The sequence below is a fragment of the Undibacterium sp. Ji50W genome, from assembly GCF_049340445.1.
Taxonomy (GTDB): domain Bacteria; phylum Pseudomonadota; class Gammaproteobacteria; order Burkholderiales; family Burkholderiaceae_D; genus Undibacterium.
In genome coordinates this window covers 882357-909065 of sequence record NZ_JBMPOX010000001.1, presented here as the reverse complement: position 1 = coordinate 909065, position 26709 = coordinate 882357, and the positions used below count along the sequence as shown (strand labels likewise).

At 53.7% G+C, this 26709-nt stretch carries 12 protein-coding genes; 4 read left to right on the top strand and 8 right to left on the bottom strand.

Annotation, left to right across the window (positions count from 1 at the left end; all coding sequences use genetic code 11):
• Positions 1 to 7: 7 nt before the first annotated feature.
• The 5 genes from ACO0K9_RS03865 to ACO0K9_RS03845 form a co-directional block, all read right to left on the bottom strand.
• Positions 8 to 3118 (bottom strand): multidrug efflux RND transporter permease subunit, encoded by a 3111-nt coding sequence (locus ACO0K9_RS03865; RefSeq protein WP_422981938.1) that lies wholly within the window; start codon positions 3116 to 3118, stop codon positions 8 to 10.
• Positions 3115 to 6255, bottom strand: coding sequence for an MdtB/MuxB family multidrug efflux RND transporter permease subunit (locus tag ACO0K9_RS03860; RefSeq protein ID WP_422981936.1), 3141 nt, complete (start codon positions 6253 to 6255; stop codon positions 3115 to 3117). Before ACO0K9_RS03860 ends, ACO0K9_RS03865 begins: the two co-directional genes overlap by 4 nt.
• Before the next feature lie 15 nt (positions 6256 to 6270).
• Positions 6271 to 7716, bottom strand: coding sequence for an MdtA/MuxA family multidrug efflux RND transporter periplasmic adaptor subunit (locus ACO0K9_RS03855; RefSeq protein WP_422981934.1), 1446 nt, complete (start codon positions 7714 to 7716; stop codon positions 6271 to 6273).
• Positions 7717 to 8226: 510 nt separating this feature from the next.
• Positions 8227 to 9345 carry a LacI family DNA-binding transcriptional regulator gene (locus ACO0K9_RS03850; protein WP_422981932.1) on the bottom strand — a complete coding sequence of 373 codons (1119 nt, stop codon included), beginning with the start codon at positions 9343 to 9345 and terminating at the stop codon, positions 8227 to 8229.
• A gap of 151 nt (positions 9346 to 9496) precedes the next feature.
• Positions 9497 to 11161, bottom strand: a complete 1665-nt coding sequence (locus ACO0K9_RS03845; RefSeq protein ID WP_422981930.1) for a DUF5597 domain-containing protein — start codon at positions 11159 to 11161, stop codon at positions 9497 to 9499.
• Between the two features lie 1004 nt (positions 11162 to 12165).
• Here ACO0K9_RS03845 and ACO0K9_RS03840 point away from each other — a divergent pair.
• From ACO0K9_RS03840 to ACO0K9_RS03825, 4 genes are all read left to right on the top strand, one after another.
• A complete protein-coding gene (locus ACO0K9_RS03840) occupies positions 12166 to 13746 on the top strand; it encodes an alpha-N-arabinofuranosidase (RefSeq protein WP_422981928.1) in 1581 nt (526 codons plus the stop codon).
• A 50-nt stretch (positions 13747 to 13796) separates the two neighbouring features.
• On the top strand, positions 13797 to 15350 hold the full coding sequence (locus tag ACO0K9_RS03835) for a glycoside hydrolase 43 family protein (protein ID WP_422981926.1): 1554 nt from the start codon (positions 13797 to 13799) through the stop codon (positions 15348 to 15350).
• Between the two features lie 52 nt (positions 15351 to 15402).
• Positions 15403 to 15612, top strand: coding sequence for a hypothetical protein (locus ACO0K9_RS03830; protein ID WP_422981924.1), 210 nt, complete (start codon positions 15403 to 15405; stop codon positions 15610 to 15612).
• A 149-nt stretch (positions 15613 to 15761) separates the two neighbouring features.
• A complete protein-coding gene (locus ACO0K9_RS03825; protein ID WP_422981922.1) occupies positions 15762 to 18959 on the top strand; it encodes a TonB-dependent receptor in 3198 nt (1065 codons plus the stop codon).
• 206 nt (positions 18960 to 19165) lie between these two features.
• Here ACO0K9_RS03825 and ACO0K9_RS03820 read toward each other — a convergent pair whose 3' ends face one another.
• The 3 genes from ACO0K9_RS03820 to ACO0K9_RS03810 all read right to left on the bottom strand — a co-directional run bounded on the left by ACO0K9_RS03820 (position 19166) and on the right by ACO0K9_RS03810 (position 26295).
• Positions 19166 to 22024: a glycoside hydrolase family 2 TIM barrel-domain containing protein gene (locus ACO0K9_RS03820; protein WP_422981920.1), complete on the bottom strand. Its 2859-nt coding sequence runs from the start codon at positions 22022 to 22024 to the stop codon at positions 19166 to 19168.
• 48 nt (positions 22025 to 22072) lie between these two features.
• Positions 22073 to 24118 (bottom strand): alpha-L-arabinofuranosidase C-terminal domain-containing protein, encoded by a 2046-nt coding sequence (locus ACO0K9_RS03815; protein WP_422981918.1) that lies wholly within the window; start codon positions 24116 to 24118, stop codon positions 22073 to 22075.
• A 293-nt stretch (positions 24119 to 24411) separates the two neighbouring features.
• Positions 24412 to 26295, bottom strand: a complete 1884-nt coding sequence (locus tag ACO0K9_RS03810; protein WP_422981916.1) for an AI-2E family transporter — start codon at positions 26293 to 26295, stop codon at positions 24412 to 24414.
• Positions 26296 to 26709 lie beyond the last annotated feature (414 nt).

Below are 26709 nucleotides of genomic sequence, written 5' to 3'. Positions count from 1 at the left end.
ATGCTACCTATTGAGTAATAGTCATTGCAGGTTCACCCGCGATTCCCGGGAATTTTTCCGGACGTGGCAAGCGTTTCCTGCGCAGTCTGTCCATCATGACGAAGACGACAGGCGTAGTGTATAAAGTCAGCAGTTGGCTGAGTATCAGGCCGCCAACGATGGCGATACCCAAAGGCTGCCTTAACTCGGCACCATCGCCACTGCCCAGGGCAAGCGGCACGGCACCAAAAATGGCAGCAAATGTGGTCATCAGGATGGGGCGCAGGCGCAGGCAGGCAGCACGGAATATCGCTGCTCCGGCAGTTGCACTGTAGGCACGCTGACGGCTGATGGCAAAATCTATCATCATGATGGCGTTCTTCTTCACGATCCCTATCAGCAGGATCACGCCGATCAGGGCGATGATGGAAAAGTCGGTATTGAACAAGATCAGTGCCAGCAAGGCACCCACGCCCGCCGAGGGCAGGGTCGACAAGATGGTCACCGGATGAATCAGGCTTTCGTACAGCATGCCCAATACCAGATACACGGTAATGATGGCAGCAGCGATCAGGATCGGTTGTGATGACAATGATTGTTGAAACGCGTTTGCTGTCCCCTGGAAGCTGCCGCGTACCGATACCGGTACACCCAGTTCGGCCATTGCATTATTGATGGCCTGGGTGGCTTCGGACAAGGATACATTTAAAGGCAGGTTGAAACTGACCGTGGATGCAGGTGTGCCACTTTGGTGGTTGATCGACAATGGTGTATTGGTTGTTTCGAACCTGGCGATGGTGGAAAGCGGTATCTGCTTGCCAGCGCTGCTGGTCACATACAGGCGTTGAAACGTGGCTGGTCCCTGAAGATAGGGGCTGGCCAGCTCCATCACCACCCGGTATTGATTGAGTGGGTTGTAGATGACCCCAACCTGGCGCTGCCCAAAGGCATCGTTCAGGGTGGTGTCGATGGCACTCATTGATACGCCCAGGCGTGCTGCCGCATCGCGGTCAATTACGAGCGAAGTCTGCATACCCTTGTCTTGCTGGTCGCTGTTCACGTCTGCCAGTTCAGGCAATTGTGCCAGGGCATTGCGTATGCGCGGTTCCCAGGTACGCAAGGCCTCCAGATCATCGGCCTGCAAGGTATATTGATATTGCGCATTGGATTGACGGCCACCTATACGTATATCTTGTGCCGCCACCAGAAACAGGTTGGCACCGGGCTCATGGGACAGCCTGGTACGCAGGCGGGTGATGACGACATCTGCTGACACCTGGCGTTCACTGATAGGTTTCAGCGTAATGTAGAAATTGGCTGAATTGCTTTGCCCGCCGCCGGTATTGCCGCTGACGTTCGCTACCGCCGGATCAGCGCGGACGATGGCCACAAAGGTGTTGAGTCGCTGCTGCATCATTTGAAACGAACTGCCCTGGTCTGCCTGTACGCCGCCGACAATGACACCAGTATCCTGTTGTGGGAAGAAAGATTTCGGAATGGCCGTGTACAGGTAGACGTTAAGGACTATCACACCCAGCAACGCAATCAGGGCAACAGGCTGGTGACGCAAGGTCCACATCAGCGAATGGCGATAACCACGCATCATCAGGCGATTGAGTTTTGCCATCACGCGACCAATTTTTCCAGGACGTTTGACGACATGTTGCTTCAGCAGCACTGCCGCCATCATCGGGGTCGTGGTCAGCGACACCAGCATGGAGATCAAGATGGCGATTGACAGCACCACCGAAAATTCGCGGAACAGACGCCCAACCACGCCCCCCATCAAGAGCAGGGGAATAAATACCGCAACCAGGCTCAGGCTGATAGAGACGACGGTAAAGCCGATTTCGCGCGCACCTTTCAGTGCCGCTTCGCGTGGGCTTAAGCCTTGTTCTATATACCGGCTGATATTTTCAGAAACGACAATGGCATCATCGACGACAAATCCGGTTGCCACGGTTAAGGCCATGGCGGACAGGTTATCCAGACTATAGCCGCACAAATACATGACACCCAGGGTGCCAGCCAGCGATACCGGCACGGCAACTGCGGGCAACAGGGTGGCGCGCCAGTTACGTAAAAACAGCAGCACGACCAAGATCACCAGACCTACGGCGATAGACAGTGAACGTTCAACTTCACGCAGCGATGCGCGGATGGTCGGTGTACGGTCACTGACGACATTCAGGTCGATGGCCTGCGGGATGGATGCCTGTAAACGTGGCAGCAGGGTGCGCACACGTTCTACGGTTTCTATGATGTTGGCACCAGGTTCCTTCAGCAAAAACAGGACGATGGCTGGTTTGCCGTTGGCGACACCGTAATTTCGTACATCCTGTACAGAATCCACTACTTCAGCTACATCACGCAAGCGCACTGCTGCGCCATTGCGATAACTCAGGACGACAGGTGCATATTCAGCCGCCGTGCGGGCCTGGTCATTGGCACTGATTTGCCAGCTATGGCCATCTTCTTCCACGGCTCCTTTGGGACGATTGGCATTGGTGGCTGTCAGTGCCAACCGTACGTTTTCCAGCGATATGCCTTTCTGTGACAGCTTGTCCGGATCAAGTTCTACGCGCACGGCTGGCAGGGCACCACCCCCCACTGTTACCTGGCCAATTCCTTCTACCTGGGCCAGGCGCTGGGCCAGGACGGTAGAGGCGGCGTCATACATCTGGCCGCGCGTCAGGGTTTCTGAGGTGAGTGACAGTATCATCACGGGTGCGTCGGCAGGGTTTACTTTACGGTAAGTGGGATTGCTGGGCAGGCCGCTGGGCAACAGACTGCGCGCCGCATTAATGGCTGCCTGTACATCTCGGGCTGCGCCATTAATATTGCGATTCAGGTCGAATTGCAGGGTGATGCTGGTCGAGCCCAGCGAAGAGCGCGATGTGATTTCACTGACACCGGCAATACTGCCAAGCGCACGTTCCAGCGGCGTGGCGACGGTTGCTGCCATGGTGTCCGGACTGGCACCAGGCAGCGAGGCATTCACCGAAATCGTCGGAAAATCAACCTGGGGCAAAGGCGCGATAGGCAGCAATTGAAAACCAATGACACCCGCCAGCGCCACACCCAGTGTGATCAGTGTGGTGGCTACCGGCCTTGCTATGAATGGCGCAGAAATATTCATAGACGGCTTTCTTTCGCCAGCCTTGCGGTTTCGCGCCTGCTGCGCCATTCAGCAAGTTTTTGCGCCTGGTGGGTAAAGCCCAGGTAAATGACCGGTGTGGTAAATAAAGTCAGCAACTGGCTGACTATCAGGCCGCCAACCATGGTCACGCCCAAAGGATGGCGCAATTCGTGGCCGGCACCGGTACCCAGCATCAGTGGCAATGCACCCAGCAAGGCAGCCATGGTAGTCATCAGAATAGGGCGGAAGCGCAGCAGGCAAGCCTGGTGGATGGCAGCACGCGGTTCCATGCCTTGTTCGCGCTCGGCATCCAGCGCGAAATCGATCATCATGATGGCGTTCTTTTTGACAATGCCGATCAGCAGCACAATCCCGATGATACCCACTACGCCCAGGTCTTGCCCCGCTATCAGCAGGGCCAGCAAGGCACCCAGGCCGGCAGAGGGCAGGGTGGAGAGTATGGTGATAGGGTGAATATAACTTTCATACAGCACACCCAGTACGATATACATGGTGACCACTGCCGCCAGGATCAACAGCAGGCTACTGCTGAGTGAAGCCCGGAAAGCTTCGGCAGCGCCCTGGAAACTGGTTTCCACGCTGGGCGGTAAATCCAGTTTTTCTTCTTCAGCCTTGATGGCATCTACGGCGCTGCCCAACGATGCACCACCTGCCAGGTTGAACGAGATGGTGACGGAAGGGAATTGCGCCACGTGATTGATCGCCAATGCGGCAGATTTGCTGATCACCTGCGCAACCGATGTCAGCGGCACTTGTATGGTGCTGGAACCACCAGTGGCCGATACTGAGGTGCCCGGCACGTACAAGCCTTCAATAGCAACCAGCCCGGTTTTGACATCTTTTGCCGCTTCCAGCACCACACGATACTGGCTGGACTGGGTATAGATGGTAGAGATCAGGCGCTGGCCAAAGGCATTGTAAAGCGCCGTATCAATGTTGGCGACGGTGACACCCAGTCTGCCAGCCGCTTCGCGGTCTATCTGCACATAGGCTTGCTGGCCTTCATCCTGCAAATCGCTGGCCACATCCGCCAGTTGCGGTAGTTTTTTCAAACGTGCCAGCAAGCGGTTGGTGGATGATGTCAGGTCTGCAGAGCTGGGGGAACTCAGCAAGAACTGGTATTGCGTCTTTGAAATACGGTCTTCGATAGTGAGATCCTGTACGGGTTGCATATACGCCGTGATGCCAGGAATATGGGATGTGCTTTCATCCAGCCTGCGAATGATCTCGGACGCCGACGCCTGTCTTTGTGAGAAAGGCTTCAGGGTGATTTGCATACGTCCGGTGTTGAGTGTGGGGTTGGCACCATCCACGCCGATGAAAGAGGCCAGGTGGTCGACATCGGGGTCTTTCAAAATGGCCTCTGCCACTGCCTGCTGGCGGGTGGACATGGCTTCAAAAGAGGTGGTTTGCGTTGCTTCGGTAATCACCTGTATCAAACCCGTATCTTGTACCGGGAAAAAACCTTTTGGCACCCAGACATACAAAATCGCTGTCAGTACCACGGTGAAGGCGAATACCAGCAGCGTGCTGGCTGGGCGGTCCAGTACCCAGTTCAGGGCACTGCCATAACGATTGACCAGTGCATCAAAACTGCGTGCACTCCATGCGCCAAGACGCGAATGTTTGATTTCATGCTCGGGACGCAACAGGCGGGCACTCATCATCGGTGTCAGCGTCAGCGACACAAAAGCAGAAATCAAAATGGCGACGGCCAGCGTGATGGCAAATTCATGAAATAGCCGGCCAACCACGTCACCCATGAACAGCAGTGGAATCAGCACGGCAATCAGCGATACCGTCAGCGAAATAATGGTAAAGCCGATTTGCTTGCTGCCTTTTAAGGCGGCCGCCATCGGTGTATCACCTTCTTCAACAAATCGGGCGATGTTTTCTATCATGACGATGGCATCATCGACGACAAAGCCGGTGGAGATGGTCAGCGCCATCAGCGTCAGGTTATTAATGGAAAACCCGGCCAGATAAATGACACCAAAGGTGCCCACCAGTGACAGCGGCACCGCGACGCTGGGGATGATGGTGGCACTGGCGCTGCGCAAGAACAGGAAAATCACCATCACCACCAGGGCGATGGAAAGCAGCAGTTCGAATTCCGTATCGTCAACAGATGCGCGTATGGTGGTGGTACGGTCAGCAATGACCTGCACATCGACCGAAGCAGGCAGCGAGGCTTTCAATTTGGGCAGCAAGGCCTTGACGCGATCCACAGTCTGGATGACGTTCGCCCCTGGCTGGCGCTGTACATTCAAAATCACGCCAGGCATGCTGTCTGCCCATGCTGCCAGCCGCAAGTTCTCTGCATCATCTACTATCTGGGCGATGTCCTTCAGCCGCAATGGATTGCCATTTTTCCAGGCAATCACCAGGTTCTGGTATTCAGCGGCTGATTTCAACTGGTCATTGGCATCAATGGTGGATGCACGTTGCGCACCGTCAAAACTGCCTTTCGCCTGATTCACATTGGCTGAGACTATGGCCGAACGGATGTCATCCAGTGACAAGCCCAGTGATGCCAGGGTTTGCGGATTGGCCTGAATACGCACGGCAGGGCGTCGCCCGCCAGCTATGCTGACCAGGCCTACTCCATCCACCTGCGACAGTTTGGGTGCCAGACGATTTTCTGTTAAATCATGCAGCTTGATGACCTGCAAAGAAGGTGAGGTAATCGCAATCGTCAGTACCGGTGCATCGGCTGGGTTGATCTTGCTGTAGATGGGAGGCATGGGCAAATCACTGGGCAGCAAATTGCTGCCACTGTTGATGGCTGCCTGTACTTCCTGTTCTGCCACATCCAGTGACAAACCCAAAGAAAAACGCAGGGTAATGACAGATGCACCGCCGGAGCTGGTCGAGGTCATCTGGTTCAGGCCCGGCATCTGGCCGAACTGCCTTTCCAGAGGGGCAGTGACGGTGGTGGACATGACATCCGGGCTGGCACCTGGATAAAGCGTCGTCACCTGTATGGTCGGATAATCGACTTCAGGCAGTGCTGACAGTGGCAGCAGTCGATATGCCAGTATGCCCGCCAGCATGATCGCCAGCATCAGCAAGGATGTGGCGACGGGGCGTTCAATAAAGATTCTTGAAGGATTCATGATGGCTGCCCGGCTCTACTTGGAAGCGGCTGTGCTGCCAGCAGGCTGATGTGCAGGCGCCGACGATGCCGCAGATACGGATGCAGATGCCGACGCTGACGCTGATGCAGATGCCGATGCCGATGAGTCGGCCCCTTTATCTTTATTCCTGCCACGTTTTCCACCACCAGCGGGTGCGTTGGCACCGGCACGCTGTTTGGGGTCAGACGCGATGACTTCCACCTTGGCCCCTTCGCGCAGGCGGTCAACACCGTCAATCACCACTTTTTCACCCGCTTTCAAAGGGCCTTCTATCGCCATCCAGTCACCATCGACCGTGCCCGGTGTGATGACGCGTGTACTGACCGTGTTATCTGCATTGACAACGTAAAGGTAGAAGCCCTGGGTGCCGCGCAATACTGCCGATGGTGGAACTGCCAGCACATCGTTCAGCGTATCCATTTGCAGGGTGACGCTGACGGCCTGGTTAGGGAACAAGGCATCATCTGCATTGGCAAACACGGCCTTGACTTTGATGGTGTCGGTGGTCGTGTCGATGGCATTGTCAACCGTGGCGACGCGGCCAGTGGCCAGCAAACGCTTGCCACCACGGTCCCAGGCATTGACGGTCATTGCCGTGTTCGAGCGCAGGCGCGCCGTGATCAGGGGCACATTGGCGGAGGGTACCGCAAAAACCAGCGTAACCGGACGGGTTTGATTGATGATGACGATGCCGTTGGCGTCAGATGCCTGCACCACATTCCCGATGTCAACCTGCTTCAAGCCAACCCTGCCAGCGGTGGGGGCCAGCACGCGGGTATAAGATAATTGCAGTCTTGCGCTGGCGACGGCAGCCTGATCTACCTTGACTGTGCCTTCAAGCTGATGAACCAGTGCTTGCTGAGTGTCAAGTTGCTGTTTGGGGACAGCATCTTTAGCGAGCAGGTCGCGATAACGTGCCAGGTCAATATTGGCGTTATCCAGTTGTGCCTTGTCACGGGCCAGTGCACCTTCCGCTTGTCCCAGCGTCGCTTCATAGGCACGCGGATCAATCTGGGCCAACAACTGGCCAGCGCTGACCTGCTGTCCTTCAATGAAATGCAGGCGTTGGAGCACGCCATTCACTTGTGCATGGACGATCGCTGTATTTGATGCAGTTACACTGCCTATGGCGTTAACCATCACCTTGATATCCTGCTTGCGTACGGTCTGTATGGATACCGGCTGTATCGTATTGGCACCGCCAAAGCGTCGCCCGCCGGCGTTGCCGACAGGGGACTTGGCAGTTGCGCTGGCGGCGTCAGCAGTGGTATCAGGACGCGATTTCCACCACCAGATGCCGCCGGCACCTATCACCATCACTGTCAACAACAAGGCCAGCAGGCGAGGCTGGCTACGTCCTGCCTGATGATGCAAAACCTGTGCAGATTGAGCCGAAGGCTGGATGCGCTGTGTGAGCAAATCAGTGAGTTTGTTGTTCATTTTATTATCAAAAGTAATAAATTATTAATATTTTCTAGTTTACACCTGTAAACCGTCAGGCCGATGGCATTATTGCCACTCGGCTAGTCCAAGGCTGAATTATGGCGGGTAGCGGTGTCGCCAATGTTACTTAATGTATTGTTTTAATGCTTATTGAAACGAAACGGCAGTTTTTTTGCTTCGCCTACGTCATGACTTGGTGCTGCACGCTACAGCATGTGAAGAGTAAATGGAAGGTGTCAACCGGGCCGATTCAGAATTCTGGTTTGAATTTCGCCCTGAATGCTGCTGTGGATGCTGCTCTGGATACGCAGGAGTATTGGCAGAACGAAGATGCTGCCGGAGGGACGTATTGTTTTGAATGAGCGGCAGTTTTCGTCATTCTGAACGCAAGACAGGGCTTGATTGCCTGCATGCCAGCATTCATGTGGCAATGGCAGATTGATGCGCAGCATACCTGTTAGAACGTGTTTACGATCTGTAGCGAGCAAAACAGGTGTGCTGCGCGTTCTAAAGCCTTACCTTGGACAGCATTTTGGAGCGCGGACGCAGGCGCGGGGCGGCGTCAGATTGGCGACGCACCAGCATGTGTTCTATACGTGTGTGCTCAGGTGCTTCTGGCACATCATTGCGCTGCGCGCGGATTTGTCGCAGCAATAATTGCACCGCCGCTTCGGCCATATCGGCAATAGGTTGGCGTACGGTGGTCAGTTCTGGCCAGATGGTGGTTGCCAGTGCCGTGTCATCGAAGCCGGCAACGGTCAGGTCGCCCGGTACATCCAGGCCCAGCCGGTGGGCAATGGCGACCACGCCAGCAGCCATATCATCATTGCTGGCAAAGATGGCTGTGGGGCGTTCATCCAGTCCCAGCAAGGCTTCTGCAGCATCCAGACCAGAGCGATAGGTGAACATGCCCTGGACAATTAATTCCGGTGCATTGTCTGCGTGTTTTTCAGCGATGGCAGCCTTGAATCCCTCCAGCCGGCGGGCGCTGGCACTTTGATTGGGGTGGCCAATGATAAAGCCGATGCGGTGATGGCCCAGCGAAATCAGATGATTGGCCATCGCATAGGCAGCATGGAAGTCGTCGACGCTGATACTGCCCATGCGCGGGTCAGGCTGGCCACAGGCAACCATTACCGCTGGCGTGCCGGATGCGGCAATCAGTTCGATCAGACGCGCAGAATCGCATAAGGGCGGCGGCAGGATAATGCCATCGACCCCGTTGGCAATCAGGCGCTGGGCCTGTTCAACGTCATGTTCATCGGCTTCACACTTTTCGACCACGAGCTGTATATTGTTGGGACTGGCCTGATTCAGCAGACCAACCAGGAATTCACTTAAATAACCTGCGCTCGGATTGCTATATAAGAACCCGAAACGGATAGTGCGCAAGCCGGCCAGGCGACGTGCGGCCTGATTGGGAATGTAGTTCAGTTCAGTGATGGCGGCATCAACGCGCACACGGGTTTGTTCACGCACATTGGTATCACCGTTCATCACACGCGACACGGTCATTGACGATACCCCGGCCAGCTTTGCAACATCGGACATGGTAGGCGCATGCAGCCGGCTGTCGGCGGTTGGCACTGCTGGTGCTGGGTTTTGCTTCACCTTGCTTTTTGTCATCTGCCTTGAAAATCCATTAAAAAATGCGCTTATGTTAGAACCTAACTTTACCACAAGGGATGTTGTGTAGGGCTAACATGCTATGGTAAGCCTATTTCATGTGCAGTTTTTTTCGTTGCGCAAACGGCGCAACCAGCATTCAAACCAGCATTCAACGATACCGGTAAAGCCGCAGCTTTTGTATCGAAAACTCCTTGTTTGACAACATGATCTGTCGCCCCTGGTGGCTCTCATCGCCATTGAGCCAGCGTCCTTCCACCCATTTGCCATTTTCATAGCTGCCTTCCGTGATTTTTTCGAAGCCAACCAGTCGGGCTGGATCGCTGGCATCCTTGAAAGTGACGGTCAGTCCTTTGCCTGCAATCAGAAATTCGTTATCGGACAAACGGATGATCAGGCCGCCATGGGCTTCCAGGTCTTTGGTTTCGGTCTTGCTCCAGCGATTGTTCAGGTCAACCTGCAGCGCAAAAGAACCCATGGTGACTTTTTGCGGGGTGGAATCGACTGTGCCTTCATAGGAAACGTGGGCCTTGAAGCCGCGCATATTGCCGCTGCCCTGATACTGGGCAATGACTGGTGCCAATTGCCTGAGTACCCGAAAAGCCTGCGGCAATGTGTCGTCTCCCTTGCCCGTGCTGTCTTCTATGCCAAACGGTGAAAACCCGAAAGCATCATGCTCGCCTATGGAGTAGAAAGCTTTGGCGGCGGCGTCGTGCCGGCCTGCATTGTTTCCCTCTGGCACAAACAGCGGGTTATCCGGACGCTTGAACTGCACTGCCCATTCGGTAAAGTTGGGGAAGTAAGTGTCGATGGCCAAGACGTCAATAGAAGGCGCACCGGCCTTCCAGACATCAAACAGGTGTGGCAGCGGTCCTGCGCTCGGATATTCACCCGGCTTCTTGCCGGGACGATTCAGCGCTGCGTTGACATACATGGGTAGCGGATAGGTTGCTTTGCCGGCGGCAGTCATCGTTTCAACGAAACGGGCGTAAGACCATGCCTGAAAAATTTCTTCCGCAGCGATGCTGGCACCGAATACTTCGGCCCAGGTACCGTTCATGCGATTGCCATTGGCAGCCCACAGCGTTTTGACGGACGTGTGCAGGTCGGCGCGATTCGCCTGCAGATAGTCCATCAAGGCCTTGGGCACGGGGCCCTTGAATGCGATATTGGCCAGCGTGCCATAGTCGCGTACGTCTGGCAGCATGCCGATTTCGTTCTCGACCTGGATCATGATGACGGTGCGTTGCGTATCGACTTGCTTGAGATGGGCAAGCAAAGCCTGGTAGGCCGCTGTGTCAGCCGCCAGGGTATTCGGGCCAAACGGGGTGAGTATTTCTTGCGCTATGCCGTTGCGGTTTCGTGACAGCGGGAAGCGTTGCTGATCCTGCTTGACCCATGTCGGGACATAAGTGGACATGGAATTTTTCCAGGCACCGAACCACAGCAAGATCAACCTGGTGTTGTTGGCGCGGGATTGTTGCAACATGCCATCGAGGATAGTGAAGTCGAAACGACCTTCGACAGGCTCAATCTGATCCCACTCCACGGGTGCCAGTACCGTGTTGATTTCTGCGGTTTTCAAAGCAGGCCACAGCTTGTTGAGATAAGTCAGGCTGGAGGCTGACGAATTATGCAATTCACCACCCAGAATCAGGAAGGGCTGGTCGTCAACCATGAGTTGTGTGGCCGAGCCTTGCTTGCGTAAATAGGGAATGGCGTCGGCGGCGACTGCCATTGAATAGTCCAGCAGGGATAGCAGGAAGACTGAGGTCAACAGCCAGGCTCGGTGTGCACGGTGTTTCGGGGTTTTCATTACATTCCTTGCGTTATATCGAAAAAACCACCGTCTATGTCACCAAATGGTGGATAGACGGTGGGTCAATCCGCCCGATCGGGATCAGGCGGCAAGTGAGAAGGTCAGGCACCTGGGCTGGAAGCCTGGCTGCGAATCTGAGCATGCGTCCTGCGCTGACAAGTGTACGCAAGATGCCAGCGTCGGGAATACGATTCGATGATTCAGTGATGCTTAGTCAGTGAATTGGCCAAAAATTTTCAGTAAGGATCAAATCCTGGAACCCAAGTGCTTATTTAGGGTCGCGAACGCAAGAAGGCAGGCCGTTGTGGTAATTGCGCATCTTTAGACCTTGGATGGGCGGCGTTTCTGCTCGTGGCATGAAGTACAGCCAGGCGGTGGCATTTCATAGGCATTGATGTCTCCAGATTCGGTTTTTACCGCTATTTTTTTGTTTTTAGCCGGCTTTTTTATGGGGATTGGTAGCGCGACCATTTTTAGTTTATAAGCTAAATTAAGTGGGTGTCAATGAAATAATTAATTTCATGTTGTACGCTAACATATTTGCGATACTGCGATTTTGTCCATTCATTGACTTACTTGCAATGCGGTCGCTGGCTTGCGCGAACTTGAAGTCTTACAATCATTTTTTAAGCAGGATTTTGATTGTATTTTGACTGGATTCGCTCATTGAATTTGCTTTGCCGAAACGCAGTTTACATAGGGCAATGAAAGAATATAATGGTAGGCATTTCTTAAGAAAATCCAAGCGCATATCCCTGCTTTTTTGTTTTCGGTGAAGAGATGTCGGGTGTGGCCTGGATATTGATTTTTGCTATCGCATTGGTGTCGTCAAATGGTTTTTGTTTTTATTTGACGTGCGGACTTTTTATGCTGGCCAACAGTTGCGCTTGTTGTAATTGTTTGCGCTACCATTGATGAGCAAGTCATTCAAAGAAAATGGAAATGCTGCATTTTGCTCAAAAATACACAAGAAAAATACACTAAGAAAAACAGGAGATTTCATGAAATATCTTTATTCCAGCCTCGCCACGCTGGTGTTTGCTCTGTCGTCGACCGGGGTTGGTGCTGCCGAGACGACGAAGACTGCCTCACTCACGATAGACGCCAGTATAGACGCCAATAAGCCTGGGGTTACCATAGACCGGCGCATCTTCGGTCAGTTTGCTGAACATCTTGGATATGGTATCTATGAAGGAGTGTGGGTAGGGCCAACTTCGACGATTCCCAATACACGTGGCATTCGCAATGACGTGGTGGCGGCGCTGAAAGCGATCAGGGTGCCGGTGGTGCGCTGGCCAGGTGGCTGTTTTGCTGATGAATACCACTGGCGTAACGGCATAGGTCCGGCTGACAAGCGGCGTGCAGGCTTGAATCCTAACTGGGGTGGGGTGGTGGAGCCAAATACTTTCGGCACCCACGAATTCATGGATTTCGTCGAGCAAATCGGGGCGGAAGCCTATATTTCTGCCAACGTTGGTACCGGTACGCCGCAGGAATCTGCAGAATGGCTGGAATACTTAACTTCCGAACACACAGCCCTGGCCCAGGAGCGGGCAGCGAACGGACATCCTGCACCTTACAAGGTGGCGTTCTGGGGTATAGGTAATGAAAGCTGGGGTTGCGGCGGTGCCATGAGCGCTGATTATTACCTGAGTCAGCTCAAACTGTATTCCCGCTTCAGCAGGAATTACCTGAATGACCAGAAAATGCAGCAGATCGCAGTTGGTCCTGATGGTGGCAAGACTGAGTACACCGAAACCATCATGAAAGCATGGCGCGACAAGGTCTGGAGCTGGAATATCGATGGCCTGTCCCTGCATTCATACACAGTCAACGGCTGGCCACCAGCAAAGAAGGCGACCGGCTTTGGCGAGGATGAATATGCCAGTTTCATCAAAGAGACGGTGGGCATGGATGATCTTATCAAGACGCATTCGGCCATCATGGATAAATATGATCCGGCAAAAAAAATTGCCCTGGTGGTTGATGAATGGGGTTCATGGCTGGCACCTACGCCAGGCAGCAAACCTGGTTTTCTGATGCAGCAGAATTCGCAGCGGGATGCCATTCTCACAGCACTCAATTTCAATATCTTTGCGCGACATGCAGACAGGGTGCGGATGACCAATATCGCGCAGATGGTGAACGTGCTGCAGGCCATGATATTGACTGACAAAGAGCGTATATTGCTGACGCCAACTTACCACGTCTTCAAGATGTATGTGCCGTTCCAGGATGCAAAGCTGGTGCCGGTCAGTATTGACGCTGGCACTTATATCTTCGGTGATGTCCGTCTGCCGAGGGTGGATGTTATTGCAGCAAGAGACAAGAACGGCAAGCTGTGGCTGGCGCTGACCAATGTTGATCCCAATGCGGCGGTCAGCATCGCCATTAATCTGCCTGGCATGAATGCCAGTGCAGCGCTTGGTGAAACCTTGACGGCTCCGCGCATTGATGCAGTCAATACATTTGAAGCGCCTGAAACGGTTACTCCCAAGCAAGTGAAAGTCGGTATCAGTAGTAATAAACTGGCATTCACATTGGCACCGCAGTCCATCACTGTACTGGGGGTTCAACAATGAGCGGCGTATCTTCCAGTCATAAAACGGCGCATGTCATTCGACATCAAATTGTGCAACGCATCGCAATGACATTGATGATGGTGCTGTGCATGTTCCATATCGGCATGTCCGATGCGCAGGCCAGGTCGGGTGACAATGGTGATGGCACCTACACCAATCCACCGCTGTATGCTGATTATCCTGACCCTGACATCATTCGCGTCGGTGAGGACTTTTACTTTGTCAGCACCACGTTTGCGAATAGCCCTGGCCTGACTTTGCTTCATTCCAAAGATCTGGTTAATTGGGAATTTGCTTCGCATATCGTGTCAAAACTGAACGGGATGGAGCAATATGATCTCAAAAACGGGAATGCGTATCGTGGCGGATTGTTTGCTGCCAGCCTGCGATATTACCAGGGTACGTTCTATGCGGTGGTGACGCCGGTCAAGCAAAATACCCGTGTCTACTACAGTAAGGATGTCAAAGGCCCCTGGGCTTACCATGAGCTGGATCGCGCTGCGTTTGACCCTGCCATGTTCATCGAGCCTGACGGCAAGGGCTATATCGCGACTTCCATTGGGTCGGATGGTACGGTCAACTTGCTAAGTCTGAGCAGCGACTATTCAAAGGTGACTGACTCGCGCAAGATTCATTACATCAAGGGGGCGGAAGGTTCCAAGCTGGTCAAGCGGGGGGGGTATTACTATCTTTTCAACGCATTGCCATCCACTCTGACGCTGATCGTGTCGCGCGCCAAGAGCCTGTCCGGTCCCTGGGAATCGCATGCGCAAATCGATGATCGTACAGGTGGGCATCAGGGCGGGATCGTTGATCTGCCGGATGGCAACTGGTATGGCTTCGTGATGGTTGATGCTGGCCCCATCGGGCGCATGACGAATATCAGTCCGATTTTTTGGGAGGATGATTGGCCAGTGTGGGGTAGCAAAGATGCACCGGGCCAGGTGCCGGCAGTCGCCCCCAAGCCTATCCTTGGCAAGCCAATCACAAAATTGGCGACCTCTGACGATTTCAGTGCGCAAACCCTGGGTATGCAGTGGCAATGGAACCACAATCCGGATGACAGCCTCTGGTCCTTGCGCGAGCGGCGAGGCTTCTTGCGGCTGGAAGCAACCAAGGCAAGCGAGTTCTGGGCGGCGCGCAATACGCTGACCCAGAAGGGGCAGGGGCCCTGGAGTCGTGGTGAGGTTGAGGTGGATGTCAGCAATGTGCTGGCAGGTGATGTATGCGGATTCGGCACCATGGGGAAATTTAACGGCCACATCACTGTCCAGCGTGATGCAGCAGACAAATTGTTTCTGAGTATGGAGGTAATAGAAGACACCGCGATCGGACGACAGACCGAAGTGCGGGTGTCATCGCGCCCGATCAATGTCAGCAAGATTCATCTGCGCACGGACATGGATTTCAGAAAGAACAAGGCTGAAGTCGCTTACAGCCTGGATGGCAGAACCTGGAACGTGTTGGGTGGCAGTTTTGATCTGGGTTATGACTGGCGGACTGGAACCTTCCAGGGGCAGCAGTTTGCCTTGTTCTGCTATAACCCCCGTCCAGATCAGGGTTATATCGACGTGGATTCCTTCCGTTTTACTGATCAGCCTTAGGTTTTTCCAAGTCTTATTTTGATGCTGCCCGGAATCTTTCCGGGCAATTTTTTTGGCAGAAATGTTAGCGCAAACAATTTTATCAAAAAACCGTATCCGCGTAACAACGCAAGTGATAAAGATGATTGACGCGAAATTCCAAAAAGGCGACTATGCAAATGGTAGCGCTATTTATTGCAGTATCATCGTTGTTATGCGCAAACAAAGCGGCGACATATCCAGTGCCAGAGAAAGAGGAGGAAACCAAGCTGGTGTTTGCTGATGAAGCAGTTTATCGCCAATGGAGCAGGGCTGAATGTGCGGTATTTGTTTGCGTTACCACAATCTGTTTCTCGTAATAAATAAAAATTGAAGCGTCATATAAAGACGCAAACAACAATGGCACAAGATGCCGTATAAAAGGAGACATGCATGAACCAAAGAACAAAGGGTGCCGTTCGGCGTCGATTGGGCACAGGGAGTGATGTTTTTGTCACTACTGTCCTTGCTGGCCTGATTTCCAGCGCTTATGCTCAGTCGGTACCAACACCAACACCAACACCGGCACCAGCTTCGGCTACGGCGGCTGAAAAAGATAAGGAAAAGGAAAAAGACAAGGAAAAAGACAAGGCAACTCCAACCGTTACGGTGAGCGGCTATCGCAGCTCGCTGGCTCTGTCTGCCAATGAAAAATACGAGAACGTAGGGCTGAGTGATACCGTGTTTTCGGAAGACATGGGCAAATTCCCTGATCCTAATATTGCCGATGCTCTGGGCCGGGTTCCTGGTGTCAAGGTTACACGTGCTGAAATCGACGGTGAAGGCCTGAACGTTTCCATTCGTGGCATGGGGCCAGCCTTTACTCGCGTGCTGCTGAACGGCGCACCGATGGCTTCAGCCTCGGCAGGTAGCTGGGGTGGCACTATCAGTGCCAACCGTGAAGTCGATATGGACTTCCTGCCGTCTGAACTGTTCCGCAGTGCCAGCGTATACAAGAGCCAGCAAGCCAGCCTGATTGAAGGTGGTATTGCCGGTACGGTAGACATGCGCAGTGTGCGCCCCTTCGACAAGAATGGTTTCCGGTCCGCGATTACACTCAGTGGTAACTACCGCGATCAAAGTGGTAAAACGGGTACGACAGGTTCCGGCCTGATCAGTAATACCTGGGATACTGGCCTTGGTAAATTCGGTGTCCTGGTCGGCGCTGCTTTTGGTGATACCAAGTACAAGACCGAAGGTTTCCAGTCAGTGGACATGCGTAACTTCCAGCTGAAATCCTTCCAGGCAAACGCTGCAGACAATCCTAATAGTACTGGTGGCGGCTCGCAATCCACCCCGGACACAGTGCCGTCAGGCTTGGCGCTGAATGATTTGCCTGCCTATGCGCGTTCGATTCTGGTGCCAGGCAAACAGATTGACCGTGCCATGTTGCTGGCACTGAACCCGGGGGCCACCATTCAGCAGATTGATAATGCGCTGATGGCGCGTCTGGGTCGACATTTGATCTATGAAGGTGAGCGTAAACGTTACGGCGAAGTCGTCAGTCTGCAATGGCAGCCGAATGACAAGCTGGATGTCTATATGGACATGGTGTTCGCCCAGAAGGGCAACAAAATGATTTATGAGGGGATGAACGCCGGCACGCGTGCCAACACTGTCATCCCTATCGGCATGGAATTTGATCGCAGCGATTGCACGATTGGTTGCGTACTGACCAAGGCCACGTTTGCCAATACTTTCTGGTCCCTGGAATACCGGCCTATGGAAGAAAAAACGCTGTTCCGCAGCTTCAATCCTGGCTTCGAATTCCGTCCTAACGACAAGTGGACCATAGACGGCCATGTCAACTTTACCAAGAGCACGTTCTTCCGTGACATGCCTTCGGTATTGCTGGCCACCACGTCGCCCAACTCTGTCATTACCTATGACAACACGGTTCCAGGCCAGTCACCAACCTATGGTGCCAACCTGAATCTCAATGATCCGAAAAACTTCGGCTGGAATCAGGCAGGGCAGGGCTTGTCTGGTTTGCGTATGGATTTGTATGAGCGCACCAATCAAACCAAAGGCTCGCGCCTGAACGTTAATTGGGGCGACAGCAGCTTCAGCATCAAGTCTGGTGTGTCGTATGACGATATCGAGCGCCGTTACCGTGACTACTCTACCGCGGATGCCTGGATGAACGTTACCTGCGGCAATAACGTCAACTATCGCTTCTTTGCACCGAACACACAGATTCGTCAACCTGGTTGTGACGGTCGCAGCACACCGGGCGTGATTACAGATGCCGCCACTGCTTACCCAGGTTATGGTACTGGTTCTACGGCTGGTGCAACTACGCCGCTGACTTACCTCGGCTCTGTGGTTACCAATGCTGGCGTGCCGAATTATGCTTATGCCACGAACCACGGTTTTATCAGCGTAAATTGGCCCAAGTTCGGTCAGGACACGGACTATCAGTATTTCCGGGACAATATTTACAAAGGCTTTACCAGCGGTAGCGGTGGCTATATCCGCGAGGTAGTGGATGCCTTCTATACGGAAGCAAACGGTCGCTTCAACTTGTTCGACGGCATGCTGCGCTACAATGCCGGTGTGCGCTACGCCAATACCAAGCAAACGATTGGTGCTTTGAGTGTAGTGGCTGATCCACGCAATGCCACGTTGAAGAATGGCGGTCAGTATGACAATATTGGCGTCTGGGCATATGAAACAACCAGCTACGCCAATGTACTGCCATCCGCAACCCTTGCCTATAACATCATGCCAAAACTGATTTTCCGTGCATCAGCTTCCAAGTCTTTGACACGTGCCAACCCGGCCGATCTCAGACAGACCATGCTGACCATTGGTGACCAGGGCGCGCGTCAGGGTAATGTGACCAACCCCAACCTGAAACCTTTCGGGGCGAACAACCTTGATCTGGGGTTGGAATACTATATGACCCGTGAAGCCTATGTGTCGGCCAGTGCCTTTGCCAAAGACATTGTCAGCCGTCCTGGTCAGCGTATCATCACGTACACGCTGTCACAACTGGATGCCATTTATGGCACTGTGGGCCTGACAGCAGCGCAGCAACAGTCGGTCGATGCCAGCGGTGGACGCGACAAGCATCTGGTCGAGATCACCGAACCGTATAACATCGACACCAAGCTGAAAGTGCGCGGTATCGAACTGACCTGGCAACAACCGCTGGACATGCTGCCAGTCAAGGGTTTTGGTTTTACCGCCAATTACACCTATACCAATCAAAAGGATGAAGCACCAAATGCACCACCGGTCTCTGGCGTGCCACCACGCACCAGCAACCTGACGATGTATTATGAACGCAACGGCCTGAACTTCCGCGTCTCGCGTCAGTACACAGCGTCGCACGTGGTGAATACCAGCACAGGTTTGAACGTGCCAGGTGGTGCCTATGCCTACACAACAGATCGTACGCAAGTCGATCTGTCGGTGGGTGCCAATCTGAAACGCATGTTCAACTTCCCATACAACACAGACCTGACCCTGAGTGTATGGAATGCCAACAAAGCCATCAGCCAGTCATACACGCAGTTCAGCAATGCCGTGTTTGATGAGTACAAACCAGGTGCATCCTATACCTTGTCTATGCGCACTTCGTTCTGATGTTGCAGTGGGCCGCTTGCGGGCGGCCTGCTAAAAGCATAAAGAGGAGGGCATGATCAGGTAGCGAATGACGCAAAAAAAAGCCCGGCAGACAACATGTTTGCCGGGCTTTTTCACGAGTCAATTCAAGCATCAGACACTAATGCCGGTTTCCCCGATTGGTGTGACAAATAACAGTCCTCCTTCCATCGAACGCAATAGCATAATCAGCGCGATTCGCCAATCAAGATGTCGACCGTGTTCGACAGAGTGATACCGAGATTCGGAATACGCCCCTTCTGACCGGCTGGCCCCAGTTCCGGCGCAGGATGAAACTTGTCACCGATCGGCGCGATCGAATGCAGCAGCGAGATATCGCCGAGCGGGAATTCTACCTTGGTGGCTTTCGGGGAACTCGCTTCGCCTGCTGGTGCTTCTTTTGGCGTGAACATCCGCAAAGCGATATCGTCACTGTGGTTGACGAAAACCAACGGCAGGTTTGTCGTCTCCAGTTCTGCCCAGTAAACCTTGTCGTGATAACCCTTGAATTCAGGATACTGCCAGCTCAGGCCAGAGACGGTGTCGTTGTAGTCTTTCTTCCATATGTTGAACCCGACGCCTTGCGTACGGTTTTTCCAGACCCGATAAGGGCCTTTGCCCAACCAGCGCATGGCCCTGACCTGTGCTTCAGGATAATCGAAGCTCACGCCCAGATAATCGGCGCTCTGCGAGCGGCCTTCCATCCTGTATTGGTAGGACAGGGTCAGGCGGCCGGTCACACTCAAACGCCATTGCACCGATTGCAGATTGCCGCTGTAGCTAGCATCGACCAGCACATCGCCGCCTTGCCTGGTGGCGTGAATTTCTTTCAGTGTAGCGGTGCCGGTTACCAGACGCGGACCATTGGTCAGCGGGACCACCGTGGCACCCTTGCGCAACTGGCGCAGATAGCCAGTGCCCTTGTCGATGGTGGCGCTGATATCGCCAGCTTTGAGTTCGAATGCATCTGCCTGTTCCTGCACGCTGGCGGAGCCTGCACCTGCACCGGCAGCGCGATGCTGATCCTGCCATTGGGTGGCCGTTTGCGCGGCGACTGCATTTGCGCTGGCGATCATCCAGCTCCAGGTATAGATTTCGTGGCCACTACTGTCCACCGCGCTCAGGTATAACGCATCCTGTTTCGACCAGTTTTCTGGCAGGTCGATCCGGGTATTGCCACGCAAACCTGGGCCCACATCGGGTGACTTGAGCTTGCCTTGCGCCGTGACCTGATAACCGTTTTTGTTCGATGCGAGTGTATCGAATTTCACCAGCTTCCATGTCAGCTTGACGCTGGTCAGATTATTGAAATCATAGCGGTTTTCAAGCTGAATGCGGCCATCGAAAGTGGGTTGCAGATATGCCTTTTCCGCCAGCGGCAGATACACTGGCGACCAGATCTGCTTGATCGCAAAGAAGCTGCCTTCTTTTTCGCGGTAAGGTCCGACGATACCATCCGGTGCGCGATTGCCCCAGACGTCGACTTCGCCATTCTTGTCGGTGCGGACGATACCTTCGTCAGCAAAGGCCCAGATAAAACCACCCGCGCTCAATGGATTGCCGAGCATCGCGTTCCACCAGTCGTTCAGACCGGCGGCGGCACCGCCATCATACAAACCGTGCATGAATTCAGTCGGCATGAACACATCGCGTCCGTGAAACAGGGATGTTGCGCAACAGTCGTAGTAGGGATAATGCGAGGTATCGATGCCGCCGTAGTTTTCCCAGGGATGGATCACTGGGCGCTTTTGCAGGTCATACAGGTCGTAATGTGAATCAACACCACGCGGGAAACCGCCTTCATTGCCGTTTGCCCAAAACACGATGGAAGGATGGTGCTGGTCGCGCCTGACCAACTCTTTGACCAGTGGCGCGGCGACCTCGGTGTCGTAGGCTTTTTGCCAGCCGGTCAGTTCGTCGATCACATACAGGCCGATTTCATCGGCGACGTCGAGGAAATGTTCATCGGGCGGATAATGCGACATGCGCACCGCGTTCATGTTCATTTCCTTCATCAGGCGCGCGTCGATATAACTGAGCTCCTTGCTGGTCGTGCGGCCGGTGGTCGGCCAGAACGAATGACGGTTCGAGCCTTTCAGTCGAATTTTATTGCCATTGACGTAGACGCCGTCCTGCTTGCGCAGTTCTATGGTGCGAAATCCGATCACCTTGCTGATCTGATGCGTGACTTGTTTGCCGTTCAGCAGTTCAAACAACACCTTGTAGCGCTGGGGATTCTCAGCCGACCAGGGAATGACATTGTCTATATGCGTATGCAAATGCAGCGCTTGCTGCGCACCGGCGAACGCAGCCAGAATTGGTTTGCCGAGCGGTTTGTCGTCGAGCGTGGTCAACAGGACCCGCACGCTGGCACCCGCCGGTACTTGCTTGCTCAGGTAAACCTCGGCATCGAATTCGCCGGTATGACGGGCGTCGAGCGTGACGTGATCGATATTGGCGACCGGCTTTGCCTCTAGCCATACCGGACGATAAATGCCGCTGAATAGCCAGAAATCCGAGCTACGTTCGGCCCGATTGACCGAGGCATTATCGGACACCCGTTTGACGCTCACTTCCAGCAGATTGTTTTCGCCAGCCTTGAGCAGCGGTGTCACATCGTAGCGGAATTCATAGAAGCCGCCCTGATGGACAGGTCCGGCAAGCTGGCCGTTGATCTTCACTTCGGTGTCGGTCATTGCACCACCAAACACAATCTCGACCTGCTGTCCTTTCCAGCCAGCCGGCACCTGGAACTGATGGCGGTATTTGCCCACATTGTCCGGCACCGCTTCCTTGCCCCAGTCCTGACCATAACGGTAAGTGCCAAAACCTTCAAGTTCCCAGTTCGACGGAACCGGGATGGTTTTCCAGGCGCCGCCATTGCGTCCTGCGTCCAGGAAGAATTCCCAGTCCACCCGGTGATCCTTATCGATGCCGCTCAGATATTTGACCTGGGTGTCTGCCGTGTTGGCAGTGGCGGCTTGGCTGGAGGTGCTAATGCCGAAGCAGGCGAAGGCAATACAGAAACTGCCGAATATTTTTTTCATGGGGTAGGGCAATTCTTAGTTTGGTAGTCTGGTAGTTTCGTATTTGATCTATCGGCTTGTCCGTGACAGTACCAGCACGGTCACAGAATAAGGCGCGAAGCTGTAGTTGAATTGGGATCCCAAATCATGTGCCGCACTGGTTACCGGTACGATCTTGCCTGGCGCGTCGATGGTGTTGGTATCGTCCGGTGCATCCGAGCGCAGGCTTATCGCTTTTCCTTCCGGTGCCACCTTGATGGGCCCCGTCAAGTCTACCTTAACCATTTGCGGAGTGCCGATAGCATTGACGACCTTCAGATAGATTTCGCCACGTTGTTCCGACCTAGTGGCGGAAAAAAACAAGGTTGGCACTTGCCTGGCCGCCGGTGCGGGTTGATCCTTTTTCGCCTTGGGCTGCCAGGTCTGAGTTTGGATATTTTCTGCTACCAGCGGCAATGAGACGTCACCCAGATAAGTATTGAACATCTTTTGCACGTGATAGGACGGAGAGCCGTAGCTGGTCTGTGCATCATAGCCGATAAGATTGCTTCGCCATTGCATGCCGCCCGGATTGACGTTGACCAGCAAAGGAGCGTAACAGGACATCTCAATGATATCGGCGTTGCGCTCCATGCCGGTCATCCACGCGGCATCGGCCAGTGCGGAAATCAGGTTGGTGGTGGGAGCACCCTCGCGCGCTGCCCATTCGCCAATAAAAATTTTCGGCCCGCTGCGGCTATAGCTGTCATAGCGGCTGGCGTCACTCATCATTGCCAGAGGGTCGTAGTAATAATGTTCGTCAATCAGGTCTGGAACACGGCTGGTCAATAACTGACGCTGGCCAAGGCTGTCCTTACCATTCACGGTCGAAATCAGCTTTAGCTGCGGATACCTGGCCTTGATCGCATCATGGAATTGGGTATAGCGGCCATCGTAGGTCTTTTGCTTGTCGAATCCATCCTCATTACCAATCTCGACGTACCGCAATTTGAACGGCGCTGGATGGCCATCCCTGACGCGTTGCGCCCCCCATCTGGTGTTGACGTCACCCATTACATATTCGATTTCTTCCAGCGCTTCCTCGACAAACGGTTGCAGCGCAGGGCCGCCGGGTATGGTTTCACCTTTCAATGCATAACCAGCGAACACTGCCAGCACCGGTTCAGCACCCATGTCTTCGGTCCACTCCAGGAATTCGAGCAATCCCATGCCATCGGAAGAACGGTATTTCCAAGTACCGGGATGTCCCGGGCGCTGCTTGAGTGGCCCCAGCGTTTCCTTCCACTTGAAGCGGGTGGCAACGGTATCACCTTCCAGGTAATTACCGCCTGGGAAGCGCAGGAAGCCTGGCTTCATGTCTACCAGTTTCTGCATCAGGTCGATGCGATTACCGTTAGGCCGGTCTTTGTATGTTGGCGGGAACAGCGAGACAAGGTTGAACCAGACCGTGCCGGGGCTTTCAGTCGATAGCACCAGCCGGCTGGCCGCCGTCGGCTTGATATCGGGCCCGGTCTTTAGTGTGACGGTATATTGCTTCCATTCGCCATTGATCTTGCCACCCTGCGCCTGTGCATACACGGTCTTGCCGTCGCTACCTTCGAGGGCGACGGTGATCGGTACTCCGCCTGCGCCTGCGGTCTTGGCATAGAAGCTTGCGCGGTAGTTTGTATTTGGCTTGATGGGAATGCCCCAATAACCATCATTCGCGACACCGACCCGGTGGCCTGTCGATGCATGCGCTGCGTCGAGCCGTAGACTGGTCGTCAATGCAGTCCCGACAATCGGATAGCGCGTGTCGAGAGTGATGGATGCCGTGCCATCCGTATCTTGCACCAAGGACCAATGCACCGCTGCTTTTTCGTCATCCTGGAAAATACGATTACGAACCAATTCTGCGTACAGTCCACCATCGTAAGAATAATTAATTTCTTCTGTCATCAAACCGTATAAGGTGGGACTGACGGGAATGCCGGGTTTGGTCAAATCTATTCTGACAGTCGTTTGCGCGGAGGCGAACGCGGACATCAGTATGCTTGCCAGCATCAGGAGTGACAGGTAACGGCGGCCCGTCGATTGTGTATGACAGGAATGGATCAGTTTGATGCGGCTGTTCATGGGCGGATGACCTTTGATGGAAACTTTGCAAGTAGCACTGAAACATAGAAGACACCGATGCCTGGCCAACTGGCAGATTGTGTCGCGGCGAACGAAAATAAGCTAAACGAAATCGCGGTGGGAAATTTCCATAGGCTCACTCTCAAACATAAATTTGAATTCATATTATGAAACGAGTTGAGCCTTTGCCAACGGACATGAGGTGAATTATCATGTTATTGATTAGTCGAATTTTCGTATAAGATTTTCGTATAAGAATGGCCAGGATCTTCACGAATTCATTCAAGCACTAATCAAGCACTATGCCGGTTGGCCCGGTTTTCACGGTTTGGCGCAACGAATGCCAAGCCTTCTTCAAATGAACGCAACACTATATCAACGTGCTTGTTGATCATAGACTGGTCGGCCTGGTCTTCTTCTGAAAGCAGGCGGATGGTGACAATGATTGCATGTGGCAGGTTGGTACGTAACTCTTGCACTATGGGTATCCAGCTATCCATCATCGAGGCCAGCGGGTAGGTAATAAACACGGTCGATACGAGATTGGCAGTGTCTTCGCCAGGATTTTCTCTGTCATCACCAAATGAGATGCTGCGCGCATCGACCGCTACCTCGCGCAGGGCCATGACAAACAGTTCGCTGAGCAAATCATCGCGTTCGCTGGCAAACCCGGCGCATAACACGATAGAGCGCAACGGTACATCCAGCGGACCTTGCCAGCGCCCCAGGCGCTTTTGGCGTATCTGGCGTAAATGGGCACCCACATTGGCATCCAGCATGGATACCGTGCGCTGTTTTTGCTTCTTCATTGTAGCGCCTGGTATCTGAGCAACCGTCTCGGCAAGGATGGCGATGGTGGCGCGTATGCTGTCCTGTTGCTCTTTTTCTATCGTCCCGTTTTCAAAATCATTCGCGCCAAGGGCAAGGCCAGGCAGCAAGATATGATCACAATATTTGGCGAAACTGAACTTGCGCAAAAAAGCTTGCGCATCACGCACGATGGCATCCACATCGGCCGCCAGCACGCGATGAAAGAAGCGATGGGCTTCATCCACGTTAGGTGCATCGGCAAACAGGATGGTAATCGGCTCCAGCGCACTGACATGCCGGCCAGCAACGACCATGCACAAGGTGAGGGGAGTCGACAGTAAAAGGCCGACCGGTCCCCACATCGCACTCCAGAACAGCGCTGACACCATCACCGCCAGTGGCGACAGCCCAGAGCTGTGGCCATACACCTTGGGTTCGATCACGTTTGCTGCGATCAATTCAATCACACCAAAAATAACCAGACATAAGATCGCCAGCGTCCAGCCCGGATCGATGGCTGCGACGAAAACAGTGATCGCGCCACCGGCAACCAGCGCCCCCAAATACGGGACAAAACGCAGCAGGCCGCTGAGTGCGCCAAATAAAACAGCATGAGGAACCCCGGCAGCCCACAGTACCAGCCCGATGATTATGCCAAAGCCGGCATTCACCAAAAATTGTGAAAAGAAAAAGCGGGATACTCCCTCGGTCGCATCGCCCAGCGCCTTGATGGTCCTGCTGACATCGCCTTTGCCAGTGAGCCGGATCAGGCGATCCCTCAGTGATTCATGGTCAAGCAGGATAAACACCAGTAACACCAGCACCAGACCGGTTTCGCCCACCGGGCCTGAGATCGTCGAAATCAGGCGCGTTACGGTCTCGGTTGTGGTCAACTGTGGTGTGCGTATTTCCACAGGTACTGGTTGAATCTGGCCGCTGACGAGTTTTCTTTCGGCATTGGATTTGGGATTGACCTGGGCAGAACTGGCCGGCGTCACTGCTTTCAGCTCTGCCTCCAGACGCGCAAACGGTCGCTCGGTTATTTCCCGCACCGTTTCAAGCTTGGAATGAATCGCGGAGCGGTATTGTGGAAGTTCTTTCGTGACGGCCATTAACTGATAGGTAAGTATCGTACCTATTCCTGCCACGCCTATGCCGACAATCAGGAGCGAGCCAAATGTCGCCGTCAAACGCCCCATGCCAACGCGGCGCATGCCATTGATTAGCGGTGCGATAATCAGGCTAAGGATTAATGCCAGCGCGACAGGTTCCAGAACTTCACGCCCAAAATGCAAAAGCGCAAGTACGCAGGTCACTGTAACAACTGAACCAGAAGTAAGCCGGGGAATAGAAGGGAGACTAAGCATTTGGAATCCGAAAGTAGTCAGGACGAAGTCGTCTTGATGGGAAGCAAGGATTATACGAAATTAATTACACCCTCTCAGACGTATTTTCTGCCCTATTTTTTGCACGAGAATTCGTTCTTTGCTGCAAGCACCCAGTCGTTTTCATTCAAACAGACTAGCTCTTATCCCTTGTGGACCGCAAATAATCTGTTGCATATCGGCTACTCATCAAGAAATCATGGCTTGCCTATTTAAGCCAGATGACAGAAGAGATGGTCAAGCAATATGTGGAGCATCACTTGGAGCCGAATCCGAACCATCACTTCAAAATGGAGCCGGTCAGGTGCGTTGTTCAGGCGACACGTATCCGGACTTTCAGTCCTCAACCCAACACCCACCGGCTTTAGCCGGTGGGTGTTTAGTCTGCAGCGCGTT

Bases quoted from the DNA above. Each gene is read 5' to 3' on its own strand.
- ACO0K9_RS03865 (WP_422981938.1), bottom strand. From the start codon at position 3,118: ATGAATATTTCTGCGCCATTCATAGCAAGGCCGGTAGCCACCACACTG.
- ACO0K9_RS03860 (WP_422981936.1), bottom strand. From the start codon at position 6,255: ATGAATCCTTCAAGAATCTTTATTGAACGCCCCGTCGCCACATCCTTG.
- ACO0K9_RS03855 (WP_422981934.1), bottom strand. From the start codon at position 7,716: ATGAACAACAAACTCACTGATTTGCTCACACAGCGCATCCAGCCTTCG.
- ACO0K9_RS03850 (WP_422981932.1), bottom strand. From the start codon at position 9,345: ATGACAAAAAGCAAGGTGAAGCAAAACCCAGCACCAGCAGTGCCAACC.
- ACO0K9_RS03845 (WP_422981930.1), bottom strand. From the start codon at position 11,161: ATGAAAACCCCGAAACACCGTGCACACCGAGCCTGGCTGTTGACCTCA.
- ACO0K9_RS03840 (WP_422981928.1), top strand. From the start codon at position 12,166: ATGAAATATCTTTATTCCAGCCTCGCCACGCTGGTGTTTGCTCTGTCG.
- ACO0K9_RS03825 (WP_422981922.1), top strand. From the start codon at position 15,762: ATGAACCAAAGAACAAAGGGTGCCGTTCGGCGTCGATTGGGCACAGGG.
- ACO0K9_RS03820 (WP_422981920.1), bottom strand. From the start codon at position 22,024: ATGAAAAAAATATTCGGCAGTTTCTGTATTGCCTTCGCCTGCTTCGGC.
- ACO0K9_RS03815 (WP_422981918.1), bottom strand. From the start codon at position 24,118: ATGAACAGCCGCATCAAACTGATCCATTCCTGTCATACACAATCGACG.
- ACO0K9_RS03810 (WP_422981916.1), bottom strand. From the start codon at position 26,295: ATGCTTAGTCTCCCTTCTATTCCCCGGCTTACTTCTGGTTCAGTTGTT.